Genomic DNA, 23,929 nt, shown 5'->3' on the forward strand with positions numbered 1-23,929 from the left:
TGCTACCACTCCGCCAGGGAGCCGTCGTCGCGGCGCCAGGCCGGGTTGCGCCAGCGGTGTCCGGTCTCGGCGGCCCGTTCCACGGCCTTCGCGTCGACCTGGATGCCGAGGCCGGGGCCGGTGGGCAGGGCCACGTGCCCGTCCTCGTACCGGAAGACCGAGGGGTCGACGAGGTAGTCGAGGAGGTCGGAGCCGGTGTTGTAGTGGATGCCGAGGCTCTGTTCCTGGATGAGCAGGTTGGGCGTGGCGAAGCCGACCTGGAGGCAGGAGGCGAGGGCGATCGGGCCGAGCGGGCAGTGCGGGGCGAGGGAGACGTCGTACGCCTCCGCCATGGCGGCGATCCGGCGGGTCTCGGAGATGCCGCCGGCGTGCGAGAGGTCGGGCTGGGCGACGGCGATGCCCTGGCCGAGGACCTTCTTGAAGTCCCAGCGGGAGTAGAGGCGTTCGCCGGTGGCGATGGGGATCGAGGTGGCGCGGACGATCTCGCCGATGTGGTCGCTCAGCTCGGGGACGACGGGCTCCTCCACGAAGAAGGGGAGGTACGGCTCCAGGAGCGGCAGGACCCGGCGGGCCATGGGGAGGGTGAGCCGGCCGTGGAAGTCGATGGCGATGTCGAACGCGTCGCCGACGGCCTCGCGGATGGAGGCGACCCGGTCGACGATGCCCTGGGTGGCGGCGGGGGTGTCGATGAGCCTCAGCTGGGCGGAGGCGTTCATCTTGATGGCGGTGAAGCCCTCGTCCTTGCGGGCCAGGGCCTCGCTCGCGACCTCGTCGGGGCGGTCGCCGCCGATCCAGCTGTAGACGCGGACGCGGTCGCGGACGTGGCCGCCGAGGAGTTCCCAGACGGGGACGCCGAGGGCCTTGCCCTTGATGTCCCACAGGGCCTGGTCGATGCCGGCGACGGCGCTGGAGAGGATCGGGCCGCCCCGGTAGAAGCCGCCCTTGGTGAGGACCTGCCAGTGGTCCTCGATCCGCATCGGGTCCTGCCCGATCAGGTAGTCGGAGAGTTCGTCGACGGCGGCGGCGACGGTGTGGGCGCGGCCCTCGACGACGGGTTCGCCCCAGCCGGTGACGCCCTCGTCGGTGTCGATCCGCAGGAAGCACCAGCGGGGGGCGACGAGGTACGTCTTCAGGGAGGTGATCTTCACTGGTGGTCCTTCACTGGTGGTCCTTCACTTGGAGTCCTTCTTGACGGTCCAGCCGCCGTCGACGACGAGGTTGGTGCCGGTGATGTAGGCGGCGTCGGCCGAGGCGAGGAAGGCGACGGCGGCGGCGACCTCCTCGGGGCGGCCGAGGCGGGCGAGGGCGGTGGCGTCGGCGGAGAGGCGGCGGCCCTCCTCGTCGACGTCGTTCCAGACGTCGGTGAGGATCGGGCCGGGCAGCACCGAGTTGAAGCGCACGTCGGGGCCGTACTCGACGGCGAACTGGCGGATCAGCGCGCACATGCCGCCCTTGGAGGCCGCGTAGGCGGGGTAGCCGGGGAGGCCGAAGTCGGCGTGGACGCTGGAGGTGGCGACGAGGCTGCCGCCCGCGGCGCGCAGGTCGTCGAGGAAGGTGCGGGCGGCGAGGTAGAGGGAGCGCAGGTTGACGGCGAGCTCGCGGTCCCAGGAGTCGACGGGGAGTTCGTGGGCGGCGGCCGGGGTGTGGACGAAGGCGTTGCTGTGGAGGACGGAGACGGGGCCGAAGCGCTCGTGGGTCTCCTCGCGCAGCGCGGTCCAGTCGGCCTCGGAGGAGACGTCGCACCTGATGTACGCGGCGCGGCCGCCGTCCTCGCGGATGCGGGCGGCGACGGCCTCGCCGGCGGTCGCGGCGATGTCGGCGACGACGACGGCGGCGCCTTCGCGGGCCAGCCGGGCGGCGCTGGCCGCGCCGATTCCGGAGGCGGCGCCGGTGACGACGGCGGTCTGCCCGGAGAAACGGTTCATGGGAGGGGCTTTCTCGGAAGGGGGGTTCAGCGGGTGATGTCCTGGGCGGCGAGCAGGCCGAGTTCGGTGCGGTGCGGGATGCCCTCCCAGTCGCCGGGGACGGAGACGGCGAAGGCGCCGCAGAGGGCGGCGAGCCGGAGCCGCTCCGGGACCGGGGAGCCGTCGAGGAGGGCAGCGAGGTAGCCGGAGACGAAGGCGTCGCCCGCGCCGACCGGGTCGACGGCGGTGACGGGGATCGCGGCCCGGATGTGGAAGGCGCCTCCGGTGACGGTCAGGGCGCCGTCGGCGCCGAGTTTGAGGACGGCCTCGGCGGGGCCGAGCCGGGTGAGGGCGCGGGCCATCTCCTCCGGTTCGCCGTCGGGGACGAAGAGGGCGGCCTCCTCGGGGCCGGCGAAGACCAGGTCGGTGTACGGGAGGAGGCGGCCGAGGACCTCGGCGGCCTCGGCGCGGCTCCACAGGCGCTCGCGGTGGTTGACGTCGAGGGAGACGGTGACGCCGGCGGCCCGGGCGAGGGCCACGGCGTGCTCGACGGCGGCGCGGGCGGTGGCGCTCAGGGCGGGGGTGATGCCGGTGACGTGGAGGATCCGGGCGCCGGTGATGCGGGCCTCGTCGAGGTCGCCGGGGGCGAGGCGGGAGCCGGCGAGGCCGGCCCGGTAGTAGCCGACGCGGAGCCGGTCGGCGGTGCGGCGCTCGCGGAGCATCAGGCCGGTGGGGGCGTCGGGGTCGGTGCGAGCGCCGGTGACGTCGACGCCCTCGGCGCGCAGTCCGGCCAGGATCATCGCGCCGGCCGCGTCGTCGCCGACCCGCCCGGTCCAGGCGGCGGTGTGGCCGAGCCTGCTGACGCCGACGGCGACGGTGGCCTCGGCGCCGGCCCAGCCGAGCCGCAGCGGGGCGCCGTTGGCGAACGGTCCGGGGGTGGTGGCGGCGGCGACGGCCATGGCCTCGCCGAGGGTCACCAGGGCCGGGGCGGATGCGGAGACCGGTCCACGCGCGCGTGCGGGGTGCGTCATCGGAGCCGTATCCCGTCCAGGAAGGCCGCCGCCCGCTCGGTGAGGGCCGCGAGGGAGCCGCCCTCGCAGGCGTCGCCGACGAGGGGGCCGCCGATGCCGAGGGCGGTGGCGCCGGCGGCGAGGTAGGCGGGGGCGTCGGCGGCGCCGATGCCGCCGGTGGGGACGAGCGGGACGTCGGGGAGCGGGGCGCGGACGGCCTTGAGGTACGCGGGGCCGCCGGTGGCGGCGGGGAACAGCTTGACCATGGTCGCGCCGGCCCGCCAGGCGGTGAGGATCTCGGTCGGGGTGTACGCGCCCGGCAGCACCGGCACGTCGAGGCGGACGGCCTCGGCGATGACGTCGGTGCAGGTGGCGGGGGTGATGAGGTAGGTGGCGCCGGCTTCGACGGCGGCCTGGGCCTCGGTGGGGGTGGTGACCGTGCCGGCGCCGAGGGCGAGGCCGGGCGGGGCGTCGGCGGCGTACTCGCGGAGCGCGTCGAGGACCCCGGGGGTGGTGAGGGTGAACTCGGCGGCGCGGACGCCGGAGGCGAGGAGGGTGTCGGTGACCTCGGCGAAGCGGGAGGCGGAGGCGGAGCGGAGGATCGCGATGACGGGGGCGGCGGCCAGGGCGGCGCGCAGCCCCTCGTACGGGCTGGTCATGGTGGGTTCCTGAGGGTGGGTCACTGGTGGTCGGCGTACGGGGTGGCGGGCAGGCCCGTGACGCCGGGGCGGCAGAGGAAGAGGCGGCCGGCGTCGGGTTCGGCGCGGCGGCGGGCCTCGGGGAGGTGGTGGGTGGCCGTGGTGATGACGAGGACGTCGAGGTCGGGTCCGGCGAAGGCGCAGCTGGTGACGTGGGAGGCGGGCAGCTCCACGCGCGCGTGCGGGGCGCCTCCGGGGGTGAACGCGAGGACTTCGCCGCCGCCCCAGACGGCGACCCAGACGTTGCCCTCGGCGTCGACGGTGAGGCCGTCGGGGTAGCCGCGGTCGAGGACGGCGAAGGGGCGGCGGCCGGAGAGGGTGCCGGTGGCGGGGGCGTAGTCGAAGACGTCGACGCGGCGGGTGGGGCTGTCGGCGTAGTAGAGGAGGGTGCCGTCGGGGCTCCAGCCGAGGCCGTTGGAGATGGTGACGGGCTCGACGAGGGTGGTGAGGCCGTCGCCGTCGAGGCGGTAGAGGGCGCCGGCGCCGGGCCGCTCGTCGAAGGCCATGGTGCCGCCGAGGAGGCGTCCGGCGGGGTCGACGGAGGCGTCGTTCAGGCGGCGCGGGACGCCGTCGTCGGGGAGGGCGGGCGCGGCGAGCGCGACGGCCTCGGCCGGGGGCCGGCCGTCCTCCAGGCGGACGAAGGCGGTGCCGGCGGCGACGAGGAGGGCCCCGGAGGCGCAGGGGACGGCCGCGCCCACGGGGCGGTCGAAGCGGAGGGCGGCGGTCGGCACGACGTCGGTGCGGCCGTCCTCCCGGGTGAGGGCGGCGCGGTGGACGAGGCCCTCGGTGATGTCGACCCAGAGGAGTTCCCGGCGGGCGGCGTCCCAGACGGGGCCCTCGGGCAGCCGGCCGGGTGCGGGGGTGCAGGGCACGGCGCTGAGCTGGAGCATCGCTTCTCCTCGGGGGGCGGGGGGACGGCAGCACGGTCGGAGGAAAAACTACGGGTTCGTCTAACGGTTGTAAATAACCCCCGGACGTCTTCTTCCAACCCTTCGAATAAGATCCGGGGGTGATGACCGCGCACCGACGGAGGCAGCAGAGATGATCAGGCGCACCTCGCAGGACATTCGCCGCCTCAACCGCTTCGAGGTGCTGCGCCGGGTCTACGCGGGCCCGGGCGCGATGAGCCGGCAGGACGTCGCCGCCGCCACCGGCCTCTCCTTCGCGACGGTCGCCAACCTCACCGCCGAACTCCTGGAGGCCGGGGTCCTCGTCGAGGCCGGGCACGAGGAGTCCGGCGGCGGACGGCCGCGCGCACGGCTCGCCGTGAACGCCGAGCGCGGCGCGCTGATCGGCGTCGACATCGCCGAGACCTCCGTCCACGCCGAGCTGTTCGACCTGGCCCTGACGGTCCGGCACTCCGTGGAGCGGCCGCTGCCACCGGGCGACGTACGGCCCGCCGACGTCGTCGACACGCTCGCCGGGGCCGTGGAGGAGCTGCTCGCCGCCTCCGGGACGGACCGCGCGCGGATCCTCGGCGCGGGGGTGAGCGTGCCGGGCATGGTCGAGCGCGAGGGCGGGGTCTCGTCCTTCTCGCCGTACTGGTCCTGGCACGAGGTGCCGCTGCGGGCGCTGCTCGACGAGCGGCTCGGGCTGCCGCTGTGGCTCGACAACCCGCTGCGGGCCAGCACGGTCGCGGAGATGTGGTTCGGCGCGGGCCGCGAGGTCGACGACCTGGTGGTGCTGACGCTGCGCGCCGGTGTCGGCGCGGGCATCGCGATCGGCGGGCAGCTGTACCGCGGCTTCACCAACAGCGCGGGCGAGTGGGGCCACACCTGCCTCGCCCTCGACGGACGGCTCTGCACCTGCGGCAACCGGGGCTGCGTCGAGGCGTACGTGTCGCTGCGCGGGATCGCCGAGACCTGGCGCGAGCTCGCCCCCGGCGACGGGCGGGCGACCGGGCCCGACGACGCGGCGACGGTCGCGGCGCTGGCCCGCGCGGCCGACGCGGGCGACCCGGTGGCCGCGGCCGCGGTGGACCGCACGGCCCGGTACCTCGGCGCGGCCGTCGCGAACCTCGTGAACCTGGTCAACCCGCAGGTCGTCGTGGTCGGCAACCAGGTCGTCGACCTGCTCGGCGAACGGCTGCTCCCGGCGGCGTACGAGGCGGTGGGCCGGCACGCCCTCGCCCTGCCGTACCGGGCGGCCACCCTGCGCCGCAGCGCCGTCCCGCACAACCCCGTGACCCGGGGCGCGGCGACCTTCGCCCTGGAGGGCTTCCTCGACGACCGCGAGGTCTTCGGCCCGGTCAGCCGCATGCGCAAGGCCACGAAGGGCGGCGGAGCCGCCGGTGGCTGAGCACGAGCCCCGCCCGCGGCCCCGACCCGAGCCACGGCCCGAGCCACGACCCGGTCCCCAGCCGGAGGCCCGACCAGAGCCCCGGCCCGTGCGCGGGCCGACGCCCACGGCCGGCCATGGGGCCCGGCGGGAGCGCGGGACGGCGTCGGCGTCGGCGTCGGCGTCGGCGTCGGCGTCGGCGTCGGCGTCGGCGTACGGAACCGTGGGCGCGCGAGGGTCGTTCGGCGCCTGCCGGCCGAAGACGGCGGCGGCGGGCCTGCTGACGCCGGCGGGCCACGCCGTGTTCGCGCGCGGGCCGTTCGGCCCGTTCCGGCCGTGGCCGGTGGGCGGGCCGGCGCCGGCGTACGCACGCATGGGCGCGCGCGGGCAGTGCAAGGCAGTGCCTCCGCTGGCACCCGTACCCGCACCCTCGCCCTCACCCCCACCCGCCCGCGCGTCAGCGCGTGCCGCGGTGGCCGAGGCGGGTGGAGAGGTCGGTGGCGCCGTGGACGGCGAGGGCGGTGAGTTCGTTCTCGCGGGCCTCGTCCCAGCGGATGACCGGGACGGAGATGGAGAGCGCGGCGACGACGCGGCCGGTGCGGTCGCGGACGGGGGCGGCGACGCAGGAGACGTCGGGGTTGGACTCGCGCTGTTCGACGGCGACGCCGAGGATGGCGATCTCGGCGAGCGCGGCGCGCAGCACGTCCGGGTCCGTGATGCTGTTCGGGGTCATGCGGGCCAGCTCGCGCCCGTCGAGGAGCGCGTCGAGCTCGTCGGCCGGCAGCATTGCGAGGAGCATCTTGCCGACGGCCGTGCAGTGGGCGGGGAGCCGCCGGCCGGCCGCCGACACCATGCGGACGGCGTGGGTGGAGTCCACCTTGGCGACGTAGATGACGTCCGCGTCCTCCAGGAGCGCCACGTGCACGGTCTCGCCGCAGGTCTCGGCGATCTCGTGGGCGACCTGCCGCCCCTCCGCCGCGAGGTCGAGCTGCTCGGCGTACCGGCTGCCGAGCTGGTACGTGCGCACCCCGAGCCGGTAGCGGCCGGGCTGTTCCGGCACGGGGACGAGGTAATTGCGGGCGGCGAGCGTGGAGACCAGCTCGTGGGTGGTGGTGCGGGGCAGCTGGAGGCTGCGGGTGATCTCGGGGGCGGAGAGCGTGCCGTCCCCCTGGAGGAAGAGTTCCAGAATGTCGAATGCCCTGGTCACCGCTGGTACGAGTCGTCCCATGGCCCCCCACCTCACCCTCGCGCCGTTCGATATGCCGTACCGCGACCGAAATCGCGGACAGAGACTAGCCCCGGACCGGAAGCCGGGCAACGGGCCCGGAGCGGCCTCCGTGACGCTTGACGCCCCGGAGCGCCGCTGCCTACGGTCACGCCACACCGCCGAACGCTGTTCGGCATGACGAACATCCCGGGAGTATCCACCGTGCGCATCACGGGCATCACCACTCATGTCGTCGGCACTCCCTGGCGCAATCTCACCTATGTCCTGGTGCACACGGACGAGGGGCTGACGGGCGTCGGCGAGACCCGGATGCTCGGTCACACCGACGCGCTGCTCGGCTATCTGCGCGAGGCGGAGGCGAACCACATCGCGGGCTCGGACCCGTTCGCGGTCGAGGACCTCGTCCGGCGGATGAAGTACGGGGACTTCGGGCGGGCGGGCGAGATCGTGATGTCCGGGATCGCGGTCGTCGAGACGGCCTGCTGGGACATCAAGGGCAAGGCGCTCGGCGTGCCGGTCTGGCAGCTGCTCGGCGGGCGGGTGACGGAGCGGGTGCCCGCGTACGCGAACGGCTGGTACACGACCGAGCGGACGCCGGAGGGCTACCACGAGGCGGCCCGCGCGGTCGTGGCGCGCGGCTACCGGGCCCTGAAGCTGGACCCGTTCGGCGCGGGCAGGCTCGAACTCGACCCGGCCGCCTCCCGGTACGCGATCTCGCTCGTCGAGGCCGTCCGGGACGCCATCGGCCCGGACACCGAGCTCATGGTGGAGATGCACGGCCGCTTCTCCCCCGCGACGGCGATCCGGCTCGCCCGCGAGCTGGCCCCGTTCCGCCCGGCGTGGCTGGAGGAGCCGGTGCCGCCGGAGAACCTGAAGGCGCTGGCCAAGGTGGCCGGGAAGACCGAGCTGCCGATCGCCACCGGGGAGCGGATCCACGACCGGATCGAGTTCCGGGAACTGTTCGAGTCCCAGGCCGCCGACGTCATCCAGCCGGACGTGGGGCACATCGGCGGCATCCTGGAGGCCCGCAAGCTCGCCGCGACCGCCGAGACCCACTACGTGACCGTCGCCCCGCACAACGTCGGCGGTTCGGTCCTCACCGCCGCCTCCCTCCAACTTGCCGCCTGCACACCGAACTTCAAGATCCTGGAGCACTTCAACGACTTCGCCGACGCGGAGATCAAGAAGGTCGTGCGCGGGGCCCCGGAGATCGACCCGGAGACCGGCTGCTTCACTGTCTCGTACGCCCCCGGCCTCGGCGTCGAGCTCGACGTGGACGCGGCGGCCGCGTTCCCGCAGCAGCAGGCCAGGTTCGACCTGTGGGCCGACGGTTGGGAGCAGAGGCGGCCGAAGTGAGAGGCGGAAGAGACCGTGCCGTGCTCGTCGAACGGCCGGGTGCGCACCGCCTGATGCTCCGCCCCCGCCCCGAACCCGGTCCGGGTGAAGTCCTGGTGCGGGTCGCCGCCGCCGGGATCTGCCTCAGCGACCGGGAGTTGTACGAGGGGAGGCGGACGCCCGGCTTCGTGCGCTACCCGGTGGTGCCGGGGCACGAGTGGTCGGGCACCGTCGAGGCGGTCGGCCCCGGCGTGGACCCGGCGCTGCTCGGCCGGCCGTGCGTCGCCGAGGGATTCCGCCGCTGCGGGACCTGCGAGCGGTGCCGGTCCGGCGAGACGAGCCTGTGCACGGCCGGGTACGCGGAGACCGGCTTCACCGAACCGGGCGCCTTCGCCGACCGGCTGCTCGTGCCCGCCCCGCTCCTGCACCTCCTGCCGGAGGGCGCGGACCTGCGGGCGGCGGCGCTGCTCGAACCCGCGGCGGTGGTCGCCGCGGCGGTACGGGCCGGGCGGCCCCGCCCCGGGGAGCGGATCGCGGTCGTGGGCGCCGGCACGCTGGGGCTGCTCGCCGTGCAGTGGCTGGCCGCCCACTCCCCCGCCGAACTGGCCGCGGTCGACCCGCGCGCGGCCCGCGCGGCCCGGGCCCTGGACTTCGGCGCGACCCGCGCCCTGGATCCGGCGGCGGCCACCGGCGCGCACGGGGAGTTCGACCTGGTGGTGGAGACGGCCGGGGCGCCGCCGACGGCCGCCTCGTCGTGTCTGCTGGCCCGCCGCGGCGGCCGGGTGGTGCTCACCGGGATGTTCGCGGAGGGCGCCACGGGCATCGATCCGGTGCACCTGTCGGTGAGCCAGCTGGAGCTGCGGAGCGTCTTCGGCGCCTCCTCGGCGGCGTGGGCGGAGGCGGTGCGGGCCTTCGCGACCGGGGTGCTGGCCCCGGCGCCGCTGATCACCCACGAGTTCCCGCTCGACGGCTTCGCCGAGGCGCTGGCCCTGGTCGGCGGCGGCGACCCGGCGGTCGGCAAGGTCCTGCTGCGGCCCTGACCGCCCGCCGTACGCCCCCGCCGGCACGCGTATGTCCTCATGACCTCGTGGCCTCACCTCCGCATCTCCGCATCTCCGCACGACGCCCGACCCACCGAACAGAGGAGTTCCGATGCTCCATCCGGGAACCGAAGCCCTCCGCCTCGTCGGCCACCCCGCCCCGCCGCCCGATCCGGCCGACGCCTCCCCGCACGCCTTCCCGGACGGCGGCCGGTGGCGCACCGAGGTGCCGTCCGTGGAGGGGCCGGAGGCGCTGGAGGCGGTCCTCGCGGAGAGCGCGCGGCTCGACGTGCCGGTGCACCGGGTGAGTCAGGGCAGCGGCGTGTGGATGCTCACCGACGCCGAGATCACCGAGATGGTGGCGGCCTGCGCCGAACGGGCCGTGGAGCTCTGCCTGTTCACGGGCCCGCGCGGCACCTGGGACACAGGGGCGGCGACCCGTACCGACTCGGGCGGCGCGGGTCCGCGCGCCCGGGGTCACGCCGCGCTCGCGGGGTGCGTCGAGGACGCCCTGCGGGCGACCGGGCTCGGGGTGCGGTCGCTGCTCGTGGCGGACGAGGGCGTGCTCTGGGTGCTGCACCGGCTCCGTACCGCGGGAGTCCTTCCGGCGGCGACGCGGTTCAAGGTGTCGGCCCTCGTCGGCCCGGTGAACCCCGCGTCGTACGCCGTGTACGAGCGGCTCGGCGCCGACTCCCTCAACGTGCCGTCGGATCTGACGACGGCCCACCTCACCGAGATCCGCCGGGTCAGCCGCGCGCCGATGGACCTGTACGTGGAGTCCCCGGACGACCTGGGCGGCTATGTGCGCCTGCACGAGGTCGCCGAACTGGTGCGCCGCGCCGCGCCCTTGTACCTGAAGTTCGGCCTGAGCCGGGCCGCGGGCATCTATCCCTACGGGGCCCATCTGCGCGAGCACGCGCTCGCCACGGCGCGCGAACGGGTGCGCCGGGGGCGCCTCGTGCTCGACCAGCTGGCCCGGCACGGCGCCCCCGCCATGTCCCCGCCCGGCTCCCACGACCCGGGCCCGCTGGCCCGCTTCCCGGTCACGGACTGAGCCGCTCGATCTGCTCCAGGGTCACCGTGATCGGCCTCGGATCGACGGGCAGCGCCCTCGCGGGGGCCTTCCTCGCCGCGGAGCTGCTGCCCTCCGGTGCCGCCTGACCGGCCCCGGCCGTCAGCCGGCCACGGCCTCCGGTTCGGCGAGGAGGTCGTCGACGAGGGTGAGGCGGGTCTCGGGGTAGTACTCCACGATGGCCTCGCGCATCATCGCCTCGCCCTCGGGGTCGGGCGTCCCGCACTTCTCCCGGGTCTCCCGGTCGGGCCAGCGGGCGTACGCCACCCAGGTGCCGTCGTCGGCCCGGTGGAGCCGGGAGCCGTAGCTCCCGCACTCCTCGTGGATGGCCACGGTCACCCGGTGCCAGCCGTCCATGAGCTGCTGCTCCCGGCCGGGCCTCACCCGCCACCGGTACACCACCGCGAACATCCGCCGACCCCCTCGTCATATGCCTCGTCATATGCTTCGCACGAAGGAACTACACCGACCGGTTCACTGTCAAGACTGAACAGTTCGGTCCGCTCACGGGTGAACTCCCCCTCACAAGCACCGCGTCGAAGCGCTTCGATCTCGCGTCGCCGGCGGCGCGTGCGGGCCGGCATCGAACAGCTCGGCTACCAGCCGCGCGCCGGGGCCACAGCTCGACGACGGATAGCTGCCGGTGCTGCGGGGGGCCGCGCCGCCGGCCGTCCTCGTCGGACTGCCCGCTGGCCCGGCCGGACTGAACTGCGTGGACCTGGACTTCGCCGCCGGGGCGCTCTGCGTGGACCACCTGGCCGGGCTCGGGCACCGGGAGATCGCGGTCGCCGGGGTGCTCGCCCGGATCCTCGACGAGCGCCCGGCGGTCAGCGCCTTCGTAGTGCCGAACGAGACGACGGTGGAGCCGCTGCTCGCCCCGGTGCTGACGGTGCGGGAGAGTTCGGGTCCGCCGCCGGCCCGCCGGTTCACGGACTGACGAGGACGTGTTCCTCGCCCGCCCGCAGCGCGAGCCGCCGCCTCCCCTCGGGGGCGCAGAGTTCGATCGCGGCGTCGCGGGCGGGGCGGAGCACGACCCGGTACGTCCCCGGGGCCCAGGTCAGGTCGATCCGGGCGCCGAAGCGGGTGCGCACCCCGGTGAGCCGGCCGCGGGCGCAGAGCCCGGGCGGCGGCGCGGGCAGCAGGACGAGCCGCCCGGGGGTGGAGCGGACCAGGGCCTCGACGAGCAGGGCGGGCAGGGCGTGGGCGGCGTCGGCGTTGTAGACGTCCCGCTTCGGATAGTGGGCGCTCATCAGGGAGGCGTGGAAGTAGTCGCCGTCGAGAACCCGGCGGAGGGCGTCACCGGTGCGGGCCGGGTCGCCGAGCCGGGCGGCGATGAGCCCCTGGTGGAGGTGGCCGTGGGCGGAGTCGTTCTCGCTGCCGCGCAGGGCGAGGGCGCGGGCGGCGGCGCGGGCGAGGCCCGGGGTGTCGTACGGGGTGATGGCGTCGAGCGGCCAGACGGGGTAGAGGTGGCTGAGGTGCCGGTGGTCGTAGCGGTCGCCGAGGCCGGGCCAGGCCCATTCGGCGAGGGCTCCGTCGCCGTTGACGCGGTAGGGCGGGAGCCGGTCGGCGAGGGCCCGCAGCCGGGCGGCCCGGTCGGCGGGGGCGCGGTCGGCGGCGGCGGTGAGGGCGTGCCGGGCGGCGGCGAGGTCCATGGTGGCGTTGACGGCGCCCCAGCTGCCGCCGCGCGGCCGGTTCTCCGGGGAGTAGGAGGGGACGACGGCGAGGTTCCCGTCGGGGCCGGTGCGGGTGAGGAAGTCCTCGTAGAAGTCGGCGAGTTCGAGGAGGAGTCCGGTGAGCCAGGGGTCGCGGCGGCCGTCGGCCTCGTCGGCTTCGAGGAGCGGGGCGAGGAGCCAGTCGGCGGCGGCGGTCCACAGGTGCAGGGGGTACTCGCGGTCGAAGTGGTACGTGTGGCCGCTCTCGCCGTCGGTGTGGGCGGGGGCGACGACGCCCCGGGTGCCGAAGACGGCGCGGGCGTTGTCCCGCCAGTCGGCGAACTGTCCCCGGATGAGGTTCCGGTGGGCGTCGAGGACCTCGGGGAGGTCGGCGGCGACGGCGGAGGCGGTCTGGAGGGCGAGGTTGGCGTCGGTGGTGAAGCCGCCGGACCAGGCGGTGTCCCAGTCTCCGGTCCACAGTCCGCAGAGCCGGGGCGGGTAGAGGCCGGAGGAGGAGAGCAGGTGGTGCCGGCCGGCGGCGAAGAGCCGTTCGAGGAGGGCGGTCCCGGCGGGCCGGGCGAGCAACTCCGAGCCGGGAAGGGCCCGTTCGACGGGATCGGCGTCGAGGTCGAGGGCGACCCGGTGGTAGGCGGCGGTGTGGCGGGCGGTGTGCCGGTCGAGAAGGCGGGCGTACGCGGCGGCGGGGCCGTCGTCCCCGGCGAGGGCGCGGAGGGCGGCGGCTTCCTCGGCGGGGTCGTACGGGCCGTCGTGGCGGTGGACGCGGGTGAGGAGGAGGAGTCCGCGGGCGCCGTCGACGCGGATGCCGCGGTCGGTGAGGGTGGTGCGGCCGCCGTCGGCGACGACGAGGGTGACGCCGGTGTAGCCGAGGGCGGAGCCGGGATAGCGGGCGTGGAGGGTGAGGAGGCTCTCGCCGAGGGCGGTGGCGATGCCGCGGCCGGTGGCGAGGCCGGGCGGGACGCCGTCGAGGCGGTGGTCGAGCTCGACGGCGACGCGGGGCCCGGGCTCCGTCACGTACTGGACGAGGACGTCGTCGGCGCGGGAGGCGAACACCCGGCTGACGCGGGTCCCGGCGGTGGCGGTGGCGACGCCGGTGGAAAAGTCCACGTCGCGTCGGGTCGCGCCGTCCCCCCGGCGGGTCGCGGCGCGGAGGCGGGTGAGGAAGCCCGGGTGGAAGGGCTGGATCCAGCGCAGCGGGCGACCGTCGGTGAAGGTCTCGGCGGCGGTGAGGTCGCCGGCGAGGAGGGCGTCCTGGAGGGCGGGGAGCCGGTCGGCGAGGCGGGGCGGGTCGGTGTCGCCGGGCCGGTGGTGGGGACGTACGAGGGTGTGGTGGGTGACGATCACCCGGTCGTCGGCGGGGTCGCCGTACACCAGGGCGCCGTGCCGGCCGTTCCCGGTGAGGAAGGCGTCCTCCCAGCGGGTGGCGGGGGCGGGTTCCCAGGTGCCGTGCACGGGTCCGGTCACGGGTGCTCCTCCGGTCATGGGTGCCCTTCCGGTCATGGGTGCTCCTCCAGGACGGCGGCGCCGAAGCGGTCGAGGGTGAGGGCGGAGTCGACGGTGGTGCCGGTGAGCAGGTCGCGCTGGCGGCCCGGGACGGTGACGTCGACGGTGACGGTGACGGTGACGGGCTCGTGGCCGTGGTGGAGGAGGAAGAGGAGGTCTCCGCGGCGGACGGCCTCGACGCCGTCGGGGAGTCCGGCGAGGACCGGCCCGACGCCCGCCTCTGCGGCGGTTTCCGCGAGGAGGGCGCGGAGCGCGGCGGGTTCGGGGAGGGTGGAGAGGTAGCGGGTGCGGCCGTGGCGGAGGACGGCGGGGCGGCTGTCGAGCTCGCCGCCCCGGTAGGCGGCGAGGCCCTCGGCGCCGCGGGTGGGGACCAGCTCCTTCGACCAGAGGGTGCCGTGGAAGGTGCCGCCGTCGGCGTGCTCGCCGGGGCCGCAGACGAGCCGGCAGCGTCCCGCGACGTACCGCTCCAGGTTGTCGAGGGCCGCGTCGTCGAGGAGGTGGAGGTGGGGGACGACGCCGAGGGGGTGGGCGGTGAGGTCGTGGCGGGGGTGGGCGAGGGTGGCGGGGAGGCCGGCCTCCCAGAGGGCGCGGTGCCGGATGCGGACGAGGTCGCCCTGGTCGAGGCGGTCGGAGAGGGCGCCTCCGTGGCGCTGGACCCACCAGGAGTCCCGGTCGTGGAGGACGGCGATCCCGCCTGCGGGGAGGCGGCTGCCGGCGACGCGGGGGCCGAGGCGGAGGGGGCCGGATGCCTTCGACTCCCGTGGATTCGACGGGAAGTGGCGGGAGCCCACGCCTTGACACCCACTCCGGAGGGCTGAAGCATCGAAGCGCTTCGAAACCTCCGGCCGCCCGTCGGCGGCCGCCGTCCAAGGGACTCGTACGTGACCGCAGACCGGCCGCCCTTCCGCGACCCTGCCCTCCCCGTCGACGCACGCGTCGCCGACCTCGTCGGCCGCCTCACCCCCGGCGAACGCCTCGCTCTCCTCCACCAGTTCGCGCCCGGCGTCGAACGTCTCGGGCTCGCCCCCTTCCGCACCGGCCAGGAGGCGCTGCACGGCGTCGCCTGGATGGGCCCGGCCACCGTCTTCCCGCAGGCCGTGGGCCTCGGCGCGAGCTGGCACCCGGAGCTGGTGCGCCGGGTCGGCGAGGCCGTCTCCCGCGAGGCGCGGGTCATGCGCGCCAAGGACGACCGCGTCGGCCTCAACGTGTGGGCGCCCACCGTGAACCTGTTGCGCAACCCGCTGTGGGGCCGCGGCGAGGAGGGCTACGCGGAGGACCCGGCGCTCACCTCCGCGATCGCCGTCGCCTTCACCCGCGGCCTGCGCGGCGACCATCCCACGTACTGGCGCACGGCGCCGGTCCTCAAGCACTGGCTCGCGCACAACAACGAGACGGCCCGCGACACCTCCTCGGCCTCCGTCCGCCCGCGCGTGCTCCACGAGTACGACCTCCGGGCCTTCCGCGGCGCCGTCGAGGCGGGCGCGGTGGCCGGCGTCATGCCCGCGTACAACCTGGTCAACGGCCGCCCCAACCACCTCTCCCCGTACTTGGAGTCGGAGCTGCGGACGTGGACGGAGCAGGAGCTGCTCGTCTGCTCCGACGCGGGCGCGCCCAGCAACCTCGGCGACTCGCAGGCGTACTTCGACACCCACGAGGAGGCCCTCGCGGCGGCGCTGCGCGCGGGCGTCGACTCCTTCACCGACCACGGCACCGACAGCACGATCGTCCTGGGACGGCTGGAACGGGCCCTGGAGCGGGGCCTGATCGACCAGGCGGACGTGGACCGCGCGGTCCGCCGCCAGTTGACCGTACGGATGCTGCTCGGCGAGTTCGACCCCGAACTCGACCCGTACGCACAGGAGTCGGCGTACGGCACGGCGTACGACACGGTGGACCACCGCGAGCTGGCGCGCGAGGCGGCGGAGGCGGCGCTCGTCCTCCTCCGCAACGAACCCGCCGGTGAGACACCCCTGTTGCCCCTGCGGGAGGACGGCCGGATCGCGGTCGTCGGGCTGCTCGCCGACGCCGCCAAGCTCGACTGGTACAGCGGCGCGCTGCTGCGCCGCTCGTCTCCGCTGGACGGCATCCGGGAGCGGTTCGGCGCGGACCGGGTGGACTTCGCGGAGGGCGTGGACCGGATCCGGCTGCGCACCGCCGACGGCCGGGCGCTGCGCGTCCCCGAGCCCCCGGCCGCGGCCGCGGCCGGGGAGTCCGCACGGGAAGCGGAGGTCGCGCTCGACCCGGCGCTGCTCGCCGGCCGTACCGACCTGCCGCCGCTGACGACGGACGCCGAGGGTTCGATCCTCGACCTGATCGACTGGGGCGACGGGGTGCTGACGCTGCGCGCCCCCGACGGCCGGTACCTGTCGGTGGCCGAGGACGGCCTGGTGCGCGCCTCCGCGGACGAGCCGGGCGGCTGGGTCGTCCAGGAGACGTTCCGCTTCGAGACCCATGGCTTCGAGACCCATGACGACGGCGGACAGGGCGGGCTCCTCCTTCGGCACCTCGGGACGGGTGGCTACGTCTCTGTCGCCGCCGACGGCGTTAAGGTTGCCGCCGCGCGCGAATCCGCCGAAGTCCTCACGGTGGAGACCGTCGAGCGGGGCGAGGACGCGGTCGCCCGGGCGGCGGCCGGGGCCGGGACGGTGATCGTCGTCGCCGGCAACGACCCGCACATCAACGGCCGCGAGACCGAGGACCGCACGACCCTCGCGCTCCCGCCGCACCAGGACCGCCTGTGGCGGGCCGCGCACGCCGCCAACCCGCGCACGGCCCTCGTCCTCGTCTCCTCCTACCCGTACGCGGTCCCCGACGCGGCCGCCGCGCTCCCGGCGCTCCTGTGGACCGCGCACGGCGGCCAGGCCGCCGGGACGGCGCTCGCGCGCGCCCTCGCCGGGGACGTCTCCCCCGCCGGGCGGCTGCCGCAGACCTGGTACGCCTCCGACGCCGACCTCCCGGACCTCCTCGACTACGACGTCATCGGAAGCCGGCAGACGTACCTCTACTTCGACGGCACCCCGCTCTTCCCCTTCGGCCACGGCCTGACGTACACGCGCTTCGGCTACGAGGCCCTGACGGCGGCGGTGGGCGCGGAGGAGGTACGGATCTCCTGCACCGTCACCAACACGGGCGCCGCCGCCTCGGACGAGGTCGTCCAGGTGTACGTGCGGCCCGTCGCCCCGAGCGTGCCGCGCCCGCACCGCGCGCTCGTCGCCCACGAGCGGATCCACCTGGCGCCCGGTGCCACCGCCGCGCTCGCCTTCACGGTGCCGCTGTCGGCGCTGGCGTACTGGGACGTGGCGCACGGCCGGTGGGCGGTGGAGCCGGGCGCGTACGAGTTCCTGGCGGGCCCGTCCTCGGCGGACGTCCGCCGCACCGTCCGCGTGGAGCTGGCCGGCGAGGCGCCGGGCCCGCGCCCGGTCCGGGAGGCGGGCCTGGAGGCCGCCGACTACGACGAGCAGACCGGCACGGTGATCGTCGACCGCAGCCGCGTCTCCGGCGACGCGCTGACCCCGGCGGACCCCGGCGTGCCGGGCACGCTCCTCTACCGGGCGTGCGACTTCGGCGACGGGGTGACGGAGGTGGCGGTGACGGCGGCCGGGGAGGGAGAGGTGATCCTCTCCGCCGGTGACCGCGAACTCGCCCGCCTGACGCTGCCTCCGACCGGCGGCCGGTACAGCTGCACCACCGTCGGCGCCCCCTGTCACGTCCGCGACGTGACAGACCTGCGCGTCGAGCTGCGCGGTCCGCTGCGCCTCGCGCACCTCGCCTTCGCCGGGTGACGGGCCCGGGCGGCTCCCCTGTGTCACGGCCCGGCTAGGCTCGCCCGGTCCATGCCACAGGGGAGGGAACCCACATGATCCACAAGTCGCCCGTACGCCGGGCCGCGCTGGTCGCCGCCGCCCTGGCGGCCCTGGCCGTCTCCTGCGGCGCGACCCCCGAGTCGGACGCCGCGGCGGAGGACCTGGCGAGGCCCACGACGACGGCGGCGACCTCGGCGGCACCGGAGGCGACCGAGGCCGCCGAGCCCACGGCCGCGCCGGACGGCCCCGACGCCCTGCCCGACGATGCCACGCCCGCCACCGCCACGCCCGCGTACGACCCGTCCGCGCCCGCCTCCGGCGAGAAGGTCCGCGATGCCTTCGCGACCCTCCAGGCCACGCTCAACGACTCCTGTGCGACGGACTGCTCGTACTTCCTCGGCCGCGTCCACAAGGAGCTCCAGGAGCTCGACATGGCGATGAAGGCCGATCCGAAGGGCCCCGGCCACTTCCCGGAGCCCATCGCGCGGATGGCGGAGCTGAACGAGACGCTCGCCGGCGACGCCTCCTACCCGAACCTGAAGAAGCACCAGAAGGAGCTCATCGGCACCCGGGACTTCATCAACACCTGGATGCAGGACCACCCCGACGACTACCGCTGACGACGGCCCACACCAGCGCGACGGCGACGAGCGCCGCGGCCGACCGGAACGGCCCGGTGGGCTGTTCCAGGACCAGTGCGGCGACCAGCGGACCGGCCACGGCCCCCACGTTGAGCGCGGCCGTGGCGCAGGCCCCGCCGAGCACGGGCGCTCCGGCCGCCTCGTACAGGATCCGCGCGACGAGCGTCCCGCCGACGGCGAAGCACAGCGCGCCCTGCACGAGCAGCAGTCCGAGCAGCGCCGTCGGCCGGTGGGCGAGCACGGCGAGCCCGACCCACCCGCCCAGCAGCGCGGGCCCGCCCACGGCGAGCAGCCGCCGGGCCCGCCGGTCCGCGAACCGCCCCGCGACGGTGACCCCGGCGAAGGACCCCGCCCCGAACACCACGAGCGCCACGGAGACCCAGGCCGCGGAGAGCCCGGCCGTCCCGGTGACGACCGGCGCGAGGTAGGTGAACGCGCCGAAGGTGGCGGCGTTCACGAGCGCGGCGAGCACGATGACCCGCAGGAGGCGGGGCGCCCGGAGGACGCGCAACTCGCCGCGTGGTGAAACCTGTTCGGCACTGCCTCCGCCGGGCACGCCCCACAGGATCCCGAGCACGGCGGGCACGCACAGCACGGCGACGGCCCAGAACGCGGCCCGCCACCCGGCGAGTTCGCCGAGCAGCGCGCCGCCCGGCACGCCGACGACGGTGGCGACGGTCGTCCCGCCGAGGAGCACGGCGAGCGCCCGCCCCTTCCGGTCCGCCGGGACCATGGCGGTGGCCGCGGCGAGCGCGAGCGCGAGGAACCCGGCGTTGGCGAGGGCGGCGACGACCCGGCTGAGGAGGAGCAGCGGGAAGCCGGCCGTCACGGCGCCGACGACGTGCGCGGCGAGGAAGACCAGTACGCACACGAGCAGCCCGGCCCGCCCCGACCACCGCCGGGCGAGGAGAGCCGTGGCCGGCGCGCCGACGACCATGCCGACGGCGAAGGCGGACGTGAGCGAACCGGCTGCGCCGAGCCCCACCCCCAGGTCACGGGCGAGTTCCGGCAGCAGCCCGGAGAGCATGAACTCCGAGGTGCCCATGGCGAAGACGGCCAGGGCGAGCGGATACAGAGGAAGCGGAAGGGACACGAATGCTCCGAGGCGGGGCGAGAGGGACGAAGGACGTCGATGTCGTCGCGTCACCACCGCCGGGCCCGCTCCGCGAGAGCGCGGGCATGCCCGACCGGCCGCACGGCGCGGGGCGCTGCGGCGGTCGGCGGTTGTTCACCGGCTCAGAGTGTGCGGAGGTCCAGGGGCTGGCGGTGTGACCGCGAGCCCCCCGCTCTGGATGCCTCGGGGCTTGCCATGCCGGGCACGCTATGCCCGCCCCTCGCTTCCCCGCACCTGAATTCCGCGGACTCAGCTCGCCAGCACGATCGGCAGCGCGTCGGAGCGGCCGTAGGCGAGGATGCGGACGAGGGCCTCGCGCATGCGGGCGACGTCCTCGGGCGGCGCGTTCAGGACGGCCTCGACCACCGGGTCGTCCAGGCCGAGGTCGTCCAAGCGCGCGGGGTCGAACGTGACCCGCAGGAGGTCTCCTGACAGCTCCACCGTGCGCACGCAGCCGTACGCGGTGTTCTGGTCGGGGGTCACGACGCAGTAGGAGTCCAAGCCGAGGCGGACGTTCTGCTCGTCCGGCTCCTCGATCAAGCTCTGGAATTCGAGTGCGAAGCTCTCCTCGTCCTCCGATTCGATGACGCCGGCCGACGGGCAGTACGCGCCCGGCGGAAGCTCGTCGTGCCAGCCGTAGGCGATGTTCGCCACGAATCTGTAGGTCATACGCGTGTTCTACCAGACTCGTCGCGCCCGTCAGCCGTCCGCCCACTCACCGCCCGTCATCACCTGCCGTCCCGCCAGCTCCGGCTCCTCGTGCCACGCCTGCACCGCCACGGGCCGCACCCGGAACCACCGGTACGCCGGCCCCGCCTTGCGCGCGTCCCACCCGGTCTTCTCCCGGAACCCGTCCGCCGCGTCCCCCGGCACCTCGTCCTGCGTGTACGCAGTGACCTCGCCGTCCACCAGCACGACGTCCCGAGTGTCCCCGAGTGCGAGCCGCGCCCTGGAGTTCCCGGCGAGGTTCCGCCCGGTGGGATTCCCGTACCGCGTCACGAGCCAGACGTCCGTCCCGTCCCAGTAGAACGACAACGGCACGAGGTACGGCCCACCGTCCGCACCTGCGGAGGCGACCCAGACGTCCATCTCGCGCGCCAGCCGCTCCCGGACTTCACGGATGCGCTGCGCGCTGTCGCGTATCACTGCTTGACGGACTCGATGAAGTCGACGAAGGCGGCGGCGGAGAGGGAGAGGCTCGGTCCGGCGGGCACCTTCGAGTCACGGAGGGGGACGAGACCGAGGGTGGGGACGAGGTTGTGGGCGACTTCGACGCACTGCCCGCCGTCGGCGCTGTAGGAGGACTTGAACCAGCGGGGGGACTCGGTCGTCACGGCATGCCCTTTCGTGCTTCCTTGATCATGGCCACGGTGTCCGCCTGGGAGAGCGATTCCGCTGCTAGTTGATGGTAGAGCACGAGCATGGACGCCACCGGGCCGCTTCCCCGCTCCAGGTGGCCCTGGGCCTGCGATTCGACATACGAGAGCACGGATCGATCAGCCAGGCTCACGAGGGTGACGGGCCGATTGAGGGAGCGCCTCTCCCCCATGGCGAACGGCGCCAACTGAAGGACGGTGTTCGGCTGTCCCGCGAACTCGACGAGCCGGTCGAGCTGCGCGGCCATCACCTCGGGGCCGCCGACCGACTGACGGATGCAGCTCTCGTCCATCACGACGAAGAGCATCGGCGGTCGATCCCGCGCCAGGATCTGTTGGCGCTCCGCCAGGACCCTCACTCGTTCCGCGGCCTGATCCACCGTGGTGGCGCCACGCGCGACGGAGCTGTCCGCCACAACCTGTGCGTACTCGGGTGTCTGAAGAAGTCCCGGGATGATCCCGATCTCGAACATCCGGATCTCGACTGCCTTGCGTTCCTGGGCGACGTACTCGGGAAAGCCCTCCAGCAGCACGCCGTGCCGCACCCGTCGACACTCGCGATCGAACGACTGCCCGCTTCCCGCCAGTCCGAACGCCTCGTCAACCGCTCCCGAAAATTTGAGAGTTGCGGATCGATTACCAATTTCGACGCCCGAAATGTGCTTACTTGAGTACCCCGTGCGCGCGGCCAACTCCTCCTGCGTCCAGCCGCGCTCCTCACGCAGCCTGCGCAGACGTGCCCCGTACGCCGCCAGGGGCCCGCCGTCCGGATCGAGCTTCTTGCGGTAGCCCATGCTTCTCCCCCAGAAAACCGTCCGTTGAGGACTCTTCGACTGTACGCCACGCTGGGTGCACCCCGTAGTGGATTCACTACAGAGAGGAAGCTCATGCCCGCAACCGACCCCCCAACCCCCCTCCCCACCCTCGGCACCTACCTGGCGGAAGACACCACCGAGGGAACCCCTCGGCTCGGCAGAGTCACCGCCTGGGACGGGTCCCTCCTCCACCTGCAGCCGCCCGGCGGCGGCACCGAGTGGACGGCCGCGCCCGCAGGCCTGCGGCGGCCGAGCGAGAGGGAGAGCGCACTGATCCGCATCCTCACCCGCCCGGTCACGGCCATGGAGCCGCCACCCGCACCGCAGACCTGGCCGGAGCCGCCGGTCGTGCTGTCGGCCGAGCCGCCTCCGCCCGCCCTGCCCGCACCGGGCTGCGCACCGTGCGCGCTCGCAGCGGAGTGGGAGCGGCACCACCGCCACCGGGAGGACCACTCCGCCGCCGCGGACTGCCGGGTCGAGATCCGCAACCACCCGCACACCACACCGAAGTTGACGCTCCCGGACGCGCGGCCGTGAGCACCCTGCCGGTCTACCCGCTGCGGCCGCACCCCGGGCCGGAGTCCGAGGTCACCGTGACGGCGTGCTGCATGGACGGCGGGTGCGCGTGGGAGTCGGAGCCCGTGCCGGCGAGCGCCGCGACGGGGTGCGAGGCGCACGCGGCGGCGACGGGGCACAGGACGTTCGCCGTGTGTCTGGAGTACATCGCGCTCGTCACCGCCGAGGGCGGCCGCTGAAGCGGGCTCAGATGGCCCCGGCCCCGGCCAGGACGGCGGCCAGCAGGCCGGGGAAGCGCGCGTCCAGGTCGTCGCGGCGGAGGCGGACCAGGCGGGACCGGCCCTGGACGGTGGTCCAAGTGACGCCGGCCTCGCGGAGGACGCGGTAGTGGTGGGAGAGGGTCGTCTGGTGGACGTCCAGGTCCCCGGCGAGGGCGTTGCAGCTCTCCTCGCCGGTCTCGGCGAGCCGTTGCACGATCTCCAGGCGTACCGGGTCGGCGAGGGCGCGCAGCACCTCGACCAGCCGGATCGCCCCGGTCGCCGGGTGGGTGACCTCGCGCATCGCTCTCCTCCCTCCGCCCGTGGCGGGTTCCAGCCTAGCCATACATGGATACATGGACAAGCATCCATGTGTTGCCTACAGTGCCGGTGGTCCCCGTCTCCGCACCGCTCCGGAAAGGCGGCACGCGCCCGTGCTGAAGAGACTCCTCCCCTTGGCCCTGGCGACGTTCGCCGTCGGCACCGACGGTTACGTCATCGCGGGCCTGCTCCCGTCCATCGCGGAGGACCTGGACGTGTCGACCCCGGCGGCGGGGCAGCTGGTCACGGTCTTCGCGCTGACGCTGGCGCTGTCGGCGCCGGTCACGGGCGCGCTGACCGGCGGTCTGGACCGGCGGTCGGCGCTGCTGGTCGCGCTGGGCGTGTTCGTGGTCGGGAACGCCGTGACCGCGCTGGGGACGAGTTACGGGGTGGTGATGGCGGCGCGTGTCGTCACCGCCGTGGGCGCGAGCGCGATCACCGCCGCCGCGTCCAGCACGGCGGCGGCCCTCGCGCCGCCGGAACGCCGGGGCCGGGCGCTGGCGTTCGTCCTGGGCGGGCTCACGCTGGCGACGGCGCTGGGGCTGCCGCTCGGGACGCTGGTCGGGAGTGCCGGCTGGCAGCTGGCGCTGTGGGCCGTCGCCGGGGTCGGTCTGCTCGCGGCGATCGGGATCGCCGTCGCGCTGCCCCGGGTGGAACTGCCCGCCGCCTCCCTGGCCGACCGGATGCGCCCGCTCGGGCAGGGGCGGGTCCTCGGGCTGCTCGCGGTCACCTCGCTCGCCCTCCTCGGCACGTACACGCTCTACACGTACATCGCCCCGACCCTGCGGGACGCCACCGGCGGCAGCGCGTCGTGGACGACGCTGGTCCTGCTGGTCATGGGCTTCGGCACCCTCGCCGGGAACGTCGCGGCGGGCCGTCTGGTCGACCGGCACTCCCCCGCCCGCGTCCTCACCGGCACCCTGGCCGTCGCCGCCCTCGCCCTGGCGCTGACCCCGCCGGCGGTCCGCACCCTTCCGTCCACCCTGGTCTGGGGCGCGGTCTGGGGTGTCACCGTCGGGATCATCGTCGTACCGCAGCAGCACCGGCTCATCGCCCTCGGCCCGGCCTCCGCGCCGGTCCTGCTCGGCCTCAACTCGTCGGCGCTGTACGTCGGGATCGCGCTCGGCGGTGGGCTCGGCGGCCTCGCGCAGGACTGGTTCGGGCTCGCCCCGGCGTCGCTCGGTCCGGTGGCCGCCGCCGTCACCGTCCTCGCCCTCCTGTGGCACTGGCACACGACCCGCCTGCCCGCCCCGCCTGTCGCACCCGCACACACGGGGGCGGAGGCCGGGAGCGCGGCTCACCGGGCGGTGCGGTGACGGCCCGGGACTGGAGCCCGACTCCTTGATGCT

The 23,929-nt window shown here is 74.9% G+C and carries 24 protein-coding genes and 1 pseudogene; 10 read left to right on the top strand and 15 right to left on the bottom strand.

The genetic code is table 11. From position 1 onward, the window contains the following. Positions 1–2: 2 nt before the first annotated feature. Genes dgoD through HHL19_RS20520 form a run of 5 tightly spaced genes read right to left on the bottom strand, consistent with a single transcriptional unit; the run spans position 3 to position 4,502 of the window. Entirely contained in the window at positions 3–1,148 is a 1,146-nt protein-coding gene (gene dgoD / locus HHL19_RS20500) for a galactonate dehydratase (RefSeq protein WP_169091689.1), read from the bottom strand. Positions 1,149–1,172: 24 nt separating this feature from the next. After that, positions 1,173–1,925: an SDR family oxidoreductase gene (locus tag HHL19_RS20505; protein ID WP_169091691.1), complete on the bottom strand. Its 753-nt coding sequence runs from the start codon at positions 1,923–1,925 to the stop codon at positions 1,173–1,175. Between the two features lie 26 nt (positions 1,926–1,951). Beyond that, positions 1,952–2,935 carry a sugar kinase gene (locus HHL19_RS20510; protein ID WP_169091693.1) on the bottom strand — a complete coding sequence of 328 codons (984 nt, stop codon included), beginning with the start codon at positions 2,933–2,935 and terminating at the stop codon, positions 1,952–1,954. Beyond that, complete coding sequence (locus HHL19_RS20515) at positions 2,932–3,573, bottom strand: bifunctional 4-hydroxy-2-oxoglutarate aldolase/2-dehydro-3-deoxy-phosphogluconate aldolase (RefSeq protein WP_169091695.1); 642 nt, start codon at positions 3,571–3,573, stop codon at positions 2,932–2,934. The genes HHL19_RS20510 and HHL19_RS20515 overlap by 4 nt, the downstream gene beginning before the upstream one ends. 20 nt (positions 3,574–3,593) lie before the next feature. Continuing rightward, positions 3,594–4,502 (bottom strand): SMP-30/gluconolactonase/LRE family protein, encoded by a 909-nt coding sequence (locus tag HHL19_RS20520; RefSeq protein WP_169091697.1) that lies wholly within the window; start codon positions 4,500–4,502, stop codon positions 3,594–3,596. Between the two features lie 151 nt (positions 4,503–4,653). Here HHL19_RS20520 and HHL19_RS20525 point away from each other — a divergent pair, with 151 nt between their 5' ends. Beyond that, complete coding sequence (locus HHL19_RS20525; protein ID WP_169091699.1) at positions 4,654–5,910, top strand: ROK family protein; 1,257 nt, start codon at positions 4,654–4,656, stop codon at positions 5,908–5,910. 436 nt (positions 5,911–6,346) lie between these two features. Here HHL19_RS20525 and HHL19_RS20530 read toward each other — a convergent pair whose 3' ends face one another. Continuing rightward, complete coding sequence (locus HHL19_RS20530) at positions 6,347–7,117, bottom strand: IclR family transcriptional regulator (RefSeq protein WP_169091701.1); 771 nt, start codon at positions 7,115–7,117, stop codon at positions 6,347–6,349. A gap of 201 nt (positions 7,118–7,318) precedes the next feature. Here HHL19_RS20530 and HHL19_RS20535 point away from each other — a divergent pair, with 201 nt between their 5' ends. The 3 genes from HHL19_RS20535 (at position 7,319) to HHL19_RS20545 (ending at position 10,546) form a co-directional block, all read left to right on the top strand. Next, entirely contained in the window at positions 7,319–8,473 is a 1,155-nt protein-coding gene (locus HHL19_RS20535; RefSeq protein WP_169091971.1) for a mandelate racemase/muconate lactonizing enzyme family protein, read from the top strand. 53 nt (positions 8,474–8,526) lie between these two features. Next, on the top strand, positions 8,527–9,492 hold the full coding sequence (locus tag HHL19_RS20540) for an alcohol dehydrogenase catalytic domain-containing protein (RefSeq protein ID WP_169091972.1): 966 nt from the start codon (positions 8,527–8,529) through the stop codon (positions 9,490–9,492). A 112-nt stretch (positions 9,493–9,604) separates the two neighbouring features. Continuing rightward, a complete protein-coding gene (locus HHL19_RS20545) occupies positions 9,605–10,546 on the top strand; it encodes a hypothetical protein (protein WP_169091703.1) in 942 nt (313 codons plus the stop codon). A 120-nt stretch (positions 10,547–10,666) separates the two neighbouring features. Here HHL19_RS20545 and HHL19_RS20550 read toward each other — a convergent pair whose 3' ends face one another. Continuing rightward, positions 10,667–10,975, bottom strand: coding sequence for an antibiotic biosynthesis monooxygenase (locus HHL19_RS20550; protein ID WP_169091705.1), 309 nt, complete (start codon positions 10,973–10,975; stop codon positions 10,667–10,669). Positions 10,976–11,183: 208 nt separating this feature from the next. Here HHL19_RS20550 and HHL19_RS20555 point away from each other — a divergent pair. Next, a pseudogene (locus HHL19_RS20555) lies at positions 11,184–11,441 on the top strand (LacI family transcriptional regulator); the annotation flags it as partial. A gap of 49 nt (positions 11,442–11,490) precedes the next feature. Here HHL19_RS20555 and HHL19_RS20560 read toward each other — a convergent pair. Together HHL19_RS20560 and HHL19_RS20565 are read right to left on the bottom strand one after the other, a co-directional pair. Next, positions 11,491–13,716, bottom strand: a complete 2,226-nt coding sequence (locus HHL19_RS20560) for a glycoside hydrolase N-terminal domain-containing protein (RefSeq protein WP_169091973.1) — start codon at positions 13,714–13,716, stop codon at positions 11,491–11,493. Between the two features lie 14 nt (positions 13,717–13,730). Beyond that, a complete protein-coding gene (locus HHL19_RS20565) occupies positions 13,731–14,528 on the bottom strand; it encodes a beta-galactosidase trimerization domain-containing protein (RefSeq protein ID WP_346768315.1) in 798 nt (265 codons plus the stop codon). A gap of 90 nt (positions 14,529–14,618) precedes the next feature. On the opposite strand from HHL19_RS20565, the gene HHL19_RS20570 reads away from it, so the two are divergent. Continuing rightward, the gene (locus tag HHL19_RS20570; RefSeq protein ID WP_169091706.1) at positions 14,619–17,519 is read left to right on the top strand and encodes a glycoside hydrolase family 3 C-terminal domain-containing protein; all 2,901 of its coding nucleotides are present in this window, start codon (positions 14,619–14,621) and stop codon (positions 17,517–17,519) included. Positions 17,520–17,593: 74 nt separating this feature from the next. After that, positions 17,594–18,160 (top strand): hypothetical protein, encoded by a 567-nt coding sequence (locus HHL19_RS20575; RefSeq protein WP_169091708.1) that lies wholly within the window; start codon positions 17,594–17,596, stop codon positions 18,158–18,160. On the opposite strand, the gene HHL19_RS20580 is transcribed toward HHL19_RS20575, so the two are convergent. The 5 genes from HHL19_RS20580 to HHL19_RS20600 all read right to left on the bottom strand — a co-directional run bounded on the left by HHL19_RS20580 (position 18,120) and on the right by HHL19_RS20600 (position 21,465). Then, positions 18,120–19,274 (bottom strand): Cmx/CmrA family chloramphenicol efflux MFS transporter, encoded by a 1,155-nt coding sequence (locus HHL19_RS20580; protein ID WP_346768316.1) that lies wholly within the window; start codon positions 19,272–19,274, stop codon positions 18,120–18,122. The genes HHL19_RS20575 and HHL19_RS20580 overlap by 41 nt on opposite strands. A 270-nt stretch (positions 19,275–19,544) precedes the next feature. After that, positions 19,545–19,964, bottom strand: a complete 420-nt coding sequence (locus HHL19_RS20585; RefSeq protein WP_169091710.1) for an Imm10 family immunity protein — start codon at positions 19,962–19,964, stop codon at positions 19,545–19,547. A gap of 30 nt (positions 19,965–19,994) precedes the next feature. Then, entirely contained in the window at positions 19,995–20,441 is a 447-nt protein-coding gene (locus HHL19_RS20590) for a pyridoxamine 5'-phosphate oxidase family protein (RefSeq protein WP_346768317.1), read from the bottom strand. Beyond that, on the bottom strand, positions 20,438–20,629 hold the full coding sequence (locus HHL19_RS20595; RefSeq protein WP_169091712.1) for a DUF397 domain-containing protein: 192 nt from the start codon (positions 20,627–20,629) through the stop codon (positions 20,438–20,440). The genes HHL19_RS20590 and HHL19_RS20595 overlap by 4 nt, the downstream gene beginning before the upstream one ends. Next, positions 20,626–21,465: a helix-turn-helix transcriptional regulator gene (locus tag HHL19_RS20600; RefSeq protein ID WP_169091714.1), complete on the bottom strand. Its 840-nt coding sequence runs from the start codon at positions 21,463–21,465 to the stop codon at positions 20,626–20,628. Before HHL19_RS20600 ends, HHL19_RS20595 begins: the two co-directional genes overlap by 4 nt. 93 nt (positions 21,466–21,558) lie before the next feature. Here HHL19_RS20600 and HHL19_RS20605 point away from each other — a divergent pair, with 93 nt between their 5' ends. After that, positions 21,559–22,023: a hypothetical protein gene (locus HHL19_RS20605; RefSeq protein ID WP_169091716.1), complete on the top strand. Its 465-nt coding sequence runs from the start codon at positions 21,559–21,561 to the stop codon at positions 22,021–22,023. Then, on the top strand, positions 22,020–22,241 hold the full coding sequence (locus tag HHL19_RS20610) for a hypothetical protein (RefSeq protein WP_169091718.1): 222 nt from the start codon (positions 22,020–22,022) through the stop codon (positions 22,239–22,241). The genes HHL19_RS20605 and HHL19_RS20610 overlap by 4 nt, the downstream gene beginning before the upstream one ends. A gap of 7 nt (positions 22,242–22,248) precedes the next feature. On the opposite strand, the gene HHL19_RS20615 is transcribed toward HHL19_RS20610, so the two are convergent. Continuing rightward, entirely contained in the window at positions 22,249–22,563 is a 315-nt protein-coding gene (locus tag HHL19_RS20615) for a metalloregulator ArsR/SmtB family transcription factor (RefSeq protein WP_169091720.1), read from the bottom strand. Positions 22,564–22,714: 151 nt separating this feature from the next. Between HHL19_RS20615 and HHL19_RS20620 the strand changes: the two genes are divergently transcribed. Continuing rightward, positions 22,715–23,896 (top strand): MFS transporter, encoded by a 1,182-nt coding sequence (locus tag HHL19_RS20620; protein ID WP_240981742.1) that lies wholly within the window; start codon positions 22,715–22,717, stop codon positions 23,894–23,896. The last annotated feature ends 33 nt before the right edge of the window (positions 23,897–23,929 follow it).

Origin of the sequence: Streptomyces sp. R302 (genome assembly GCF_012927245.1) — a bacterium.
Classification (GTDB): domain Bacteria; phylum Actinomycetota; class Actinomycetes; order Streptomycetales; family Streptomycetaceae; genus Streptomyces.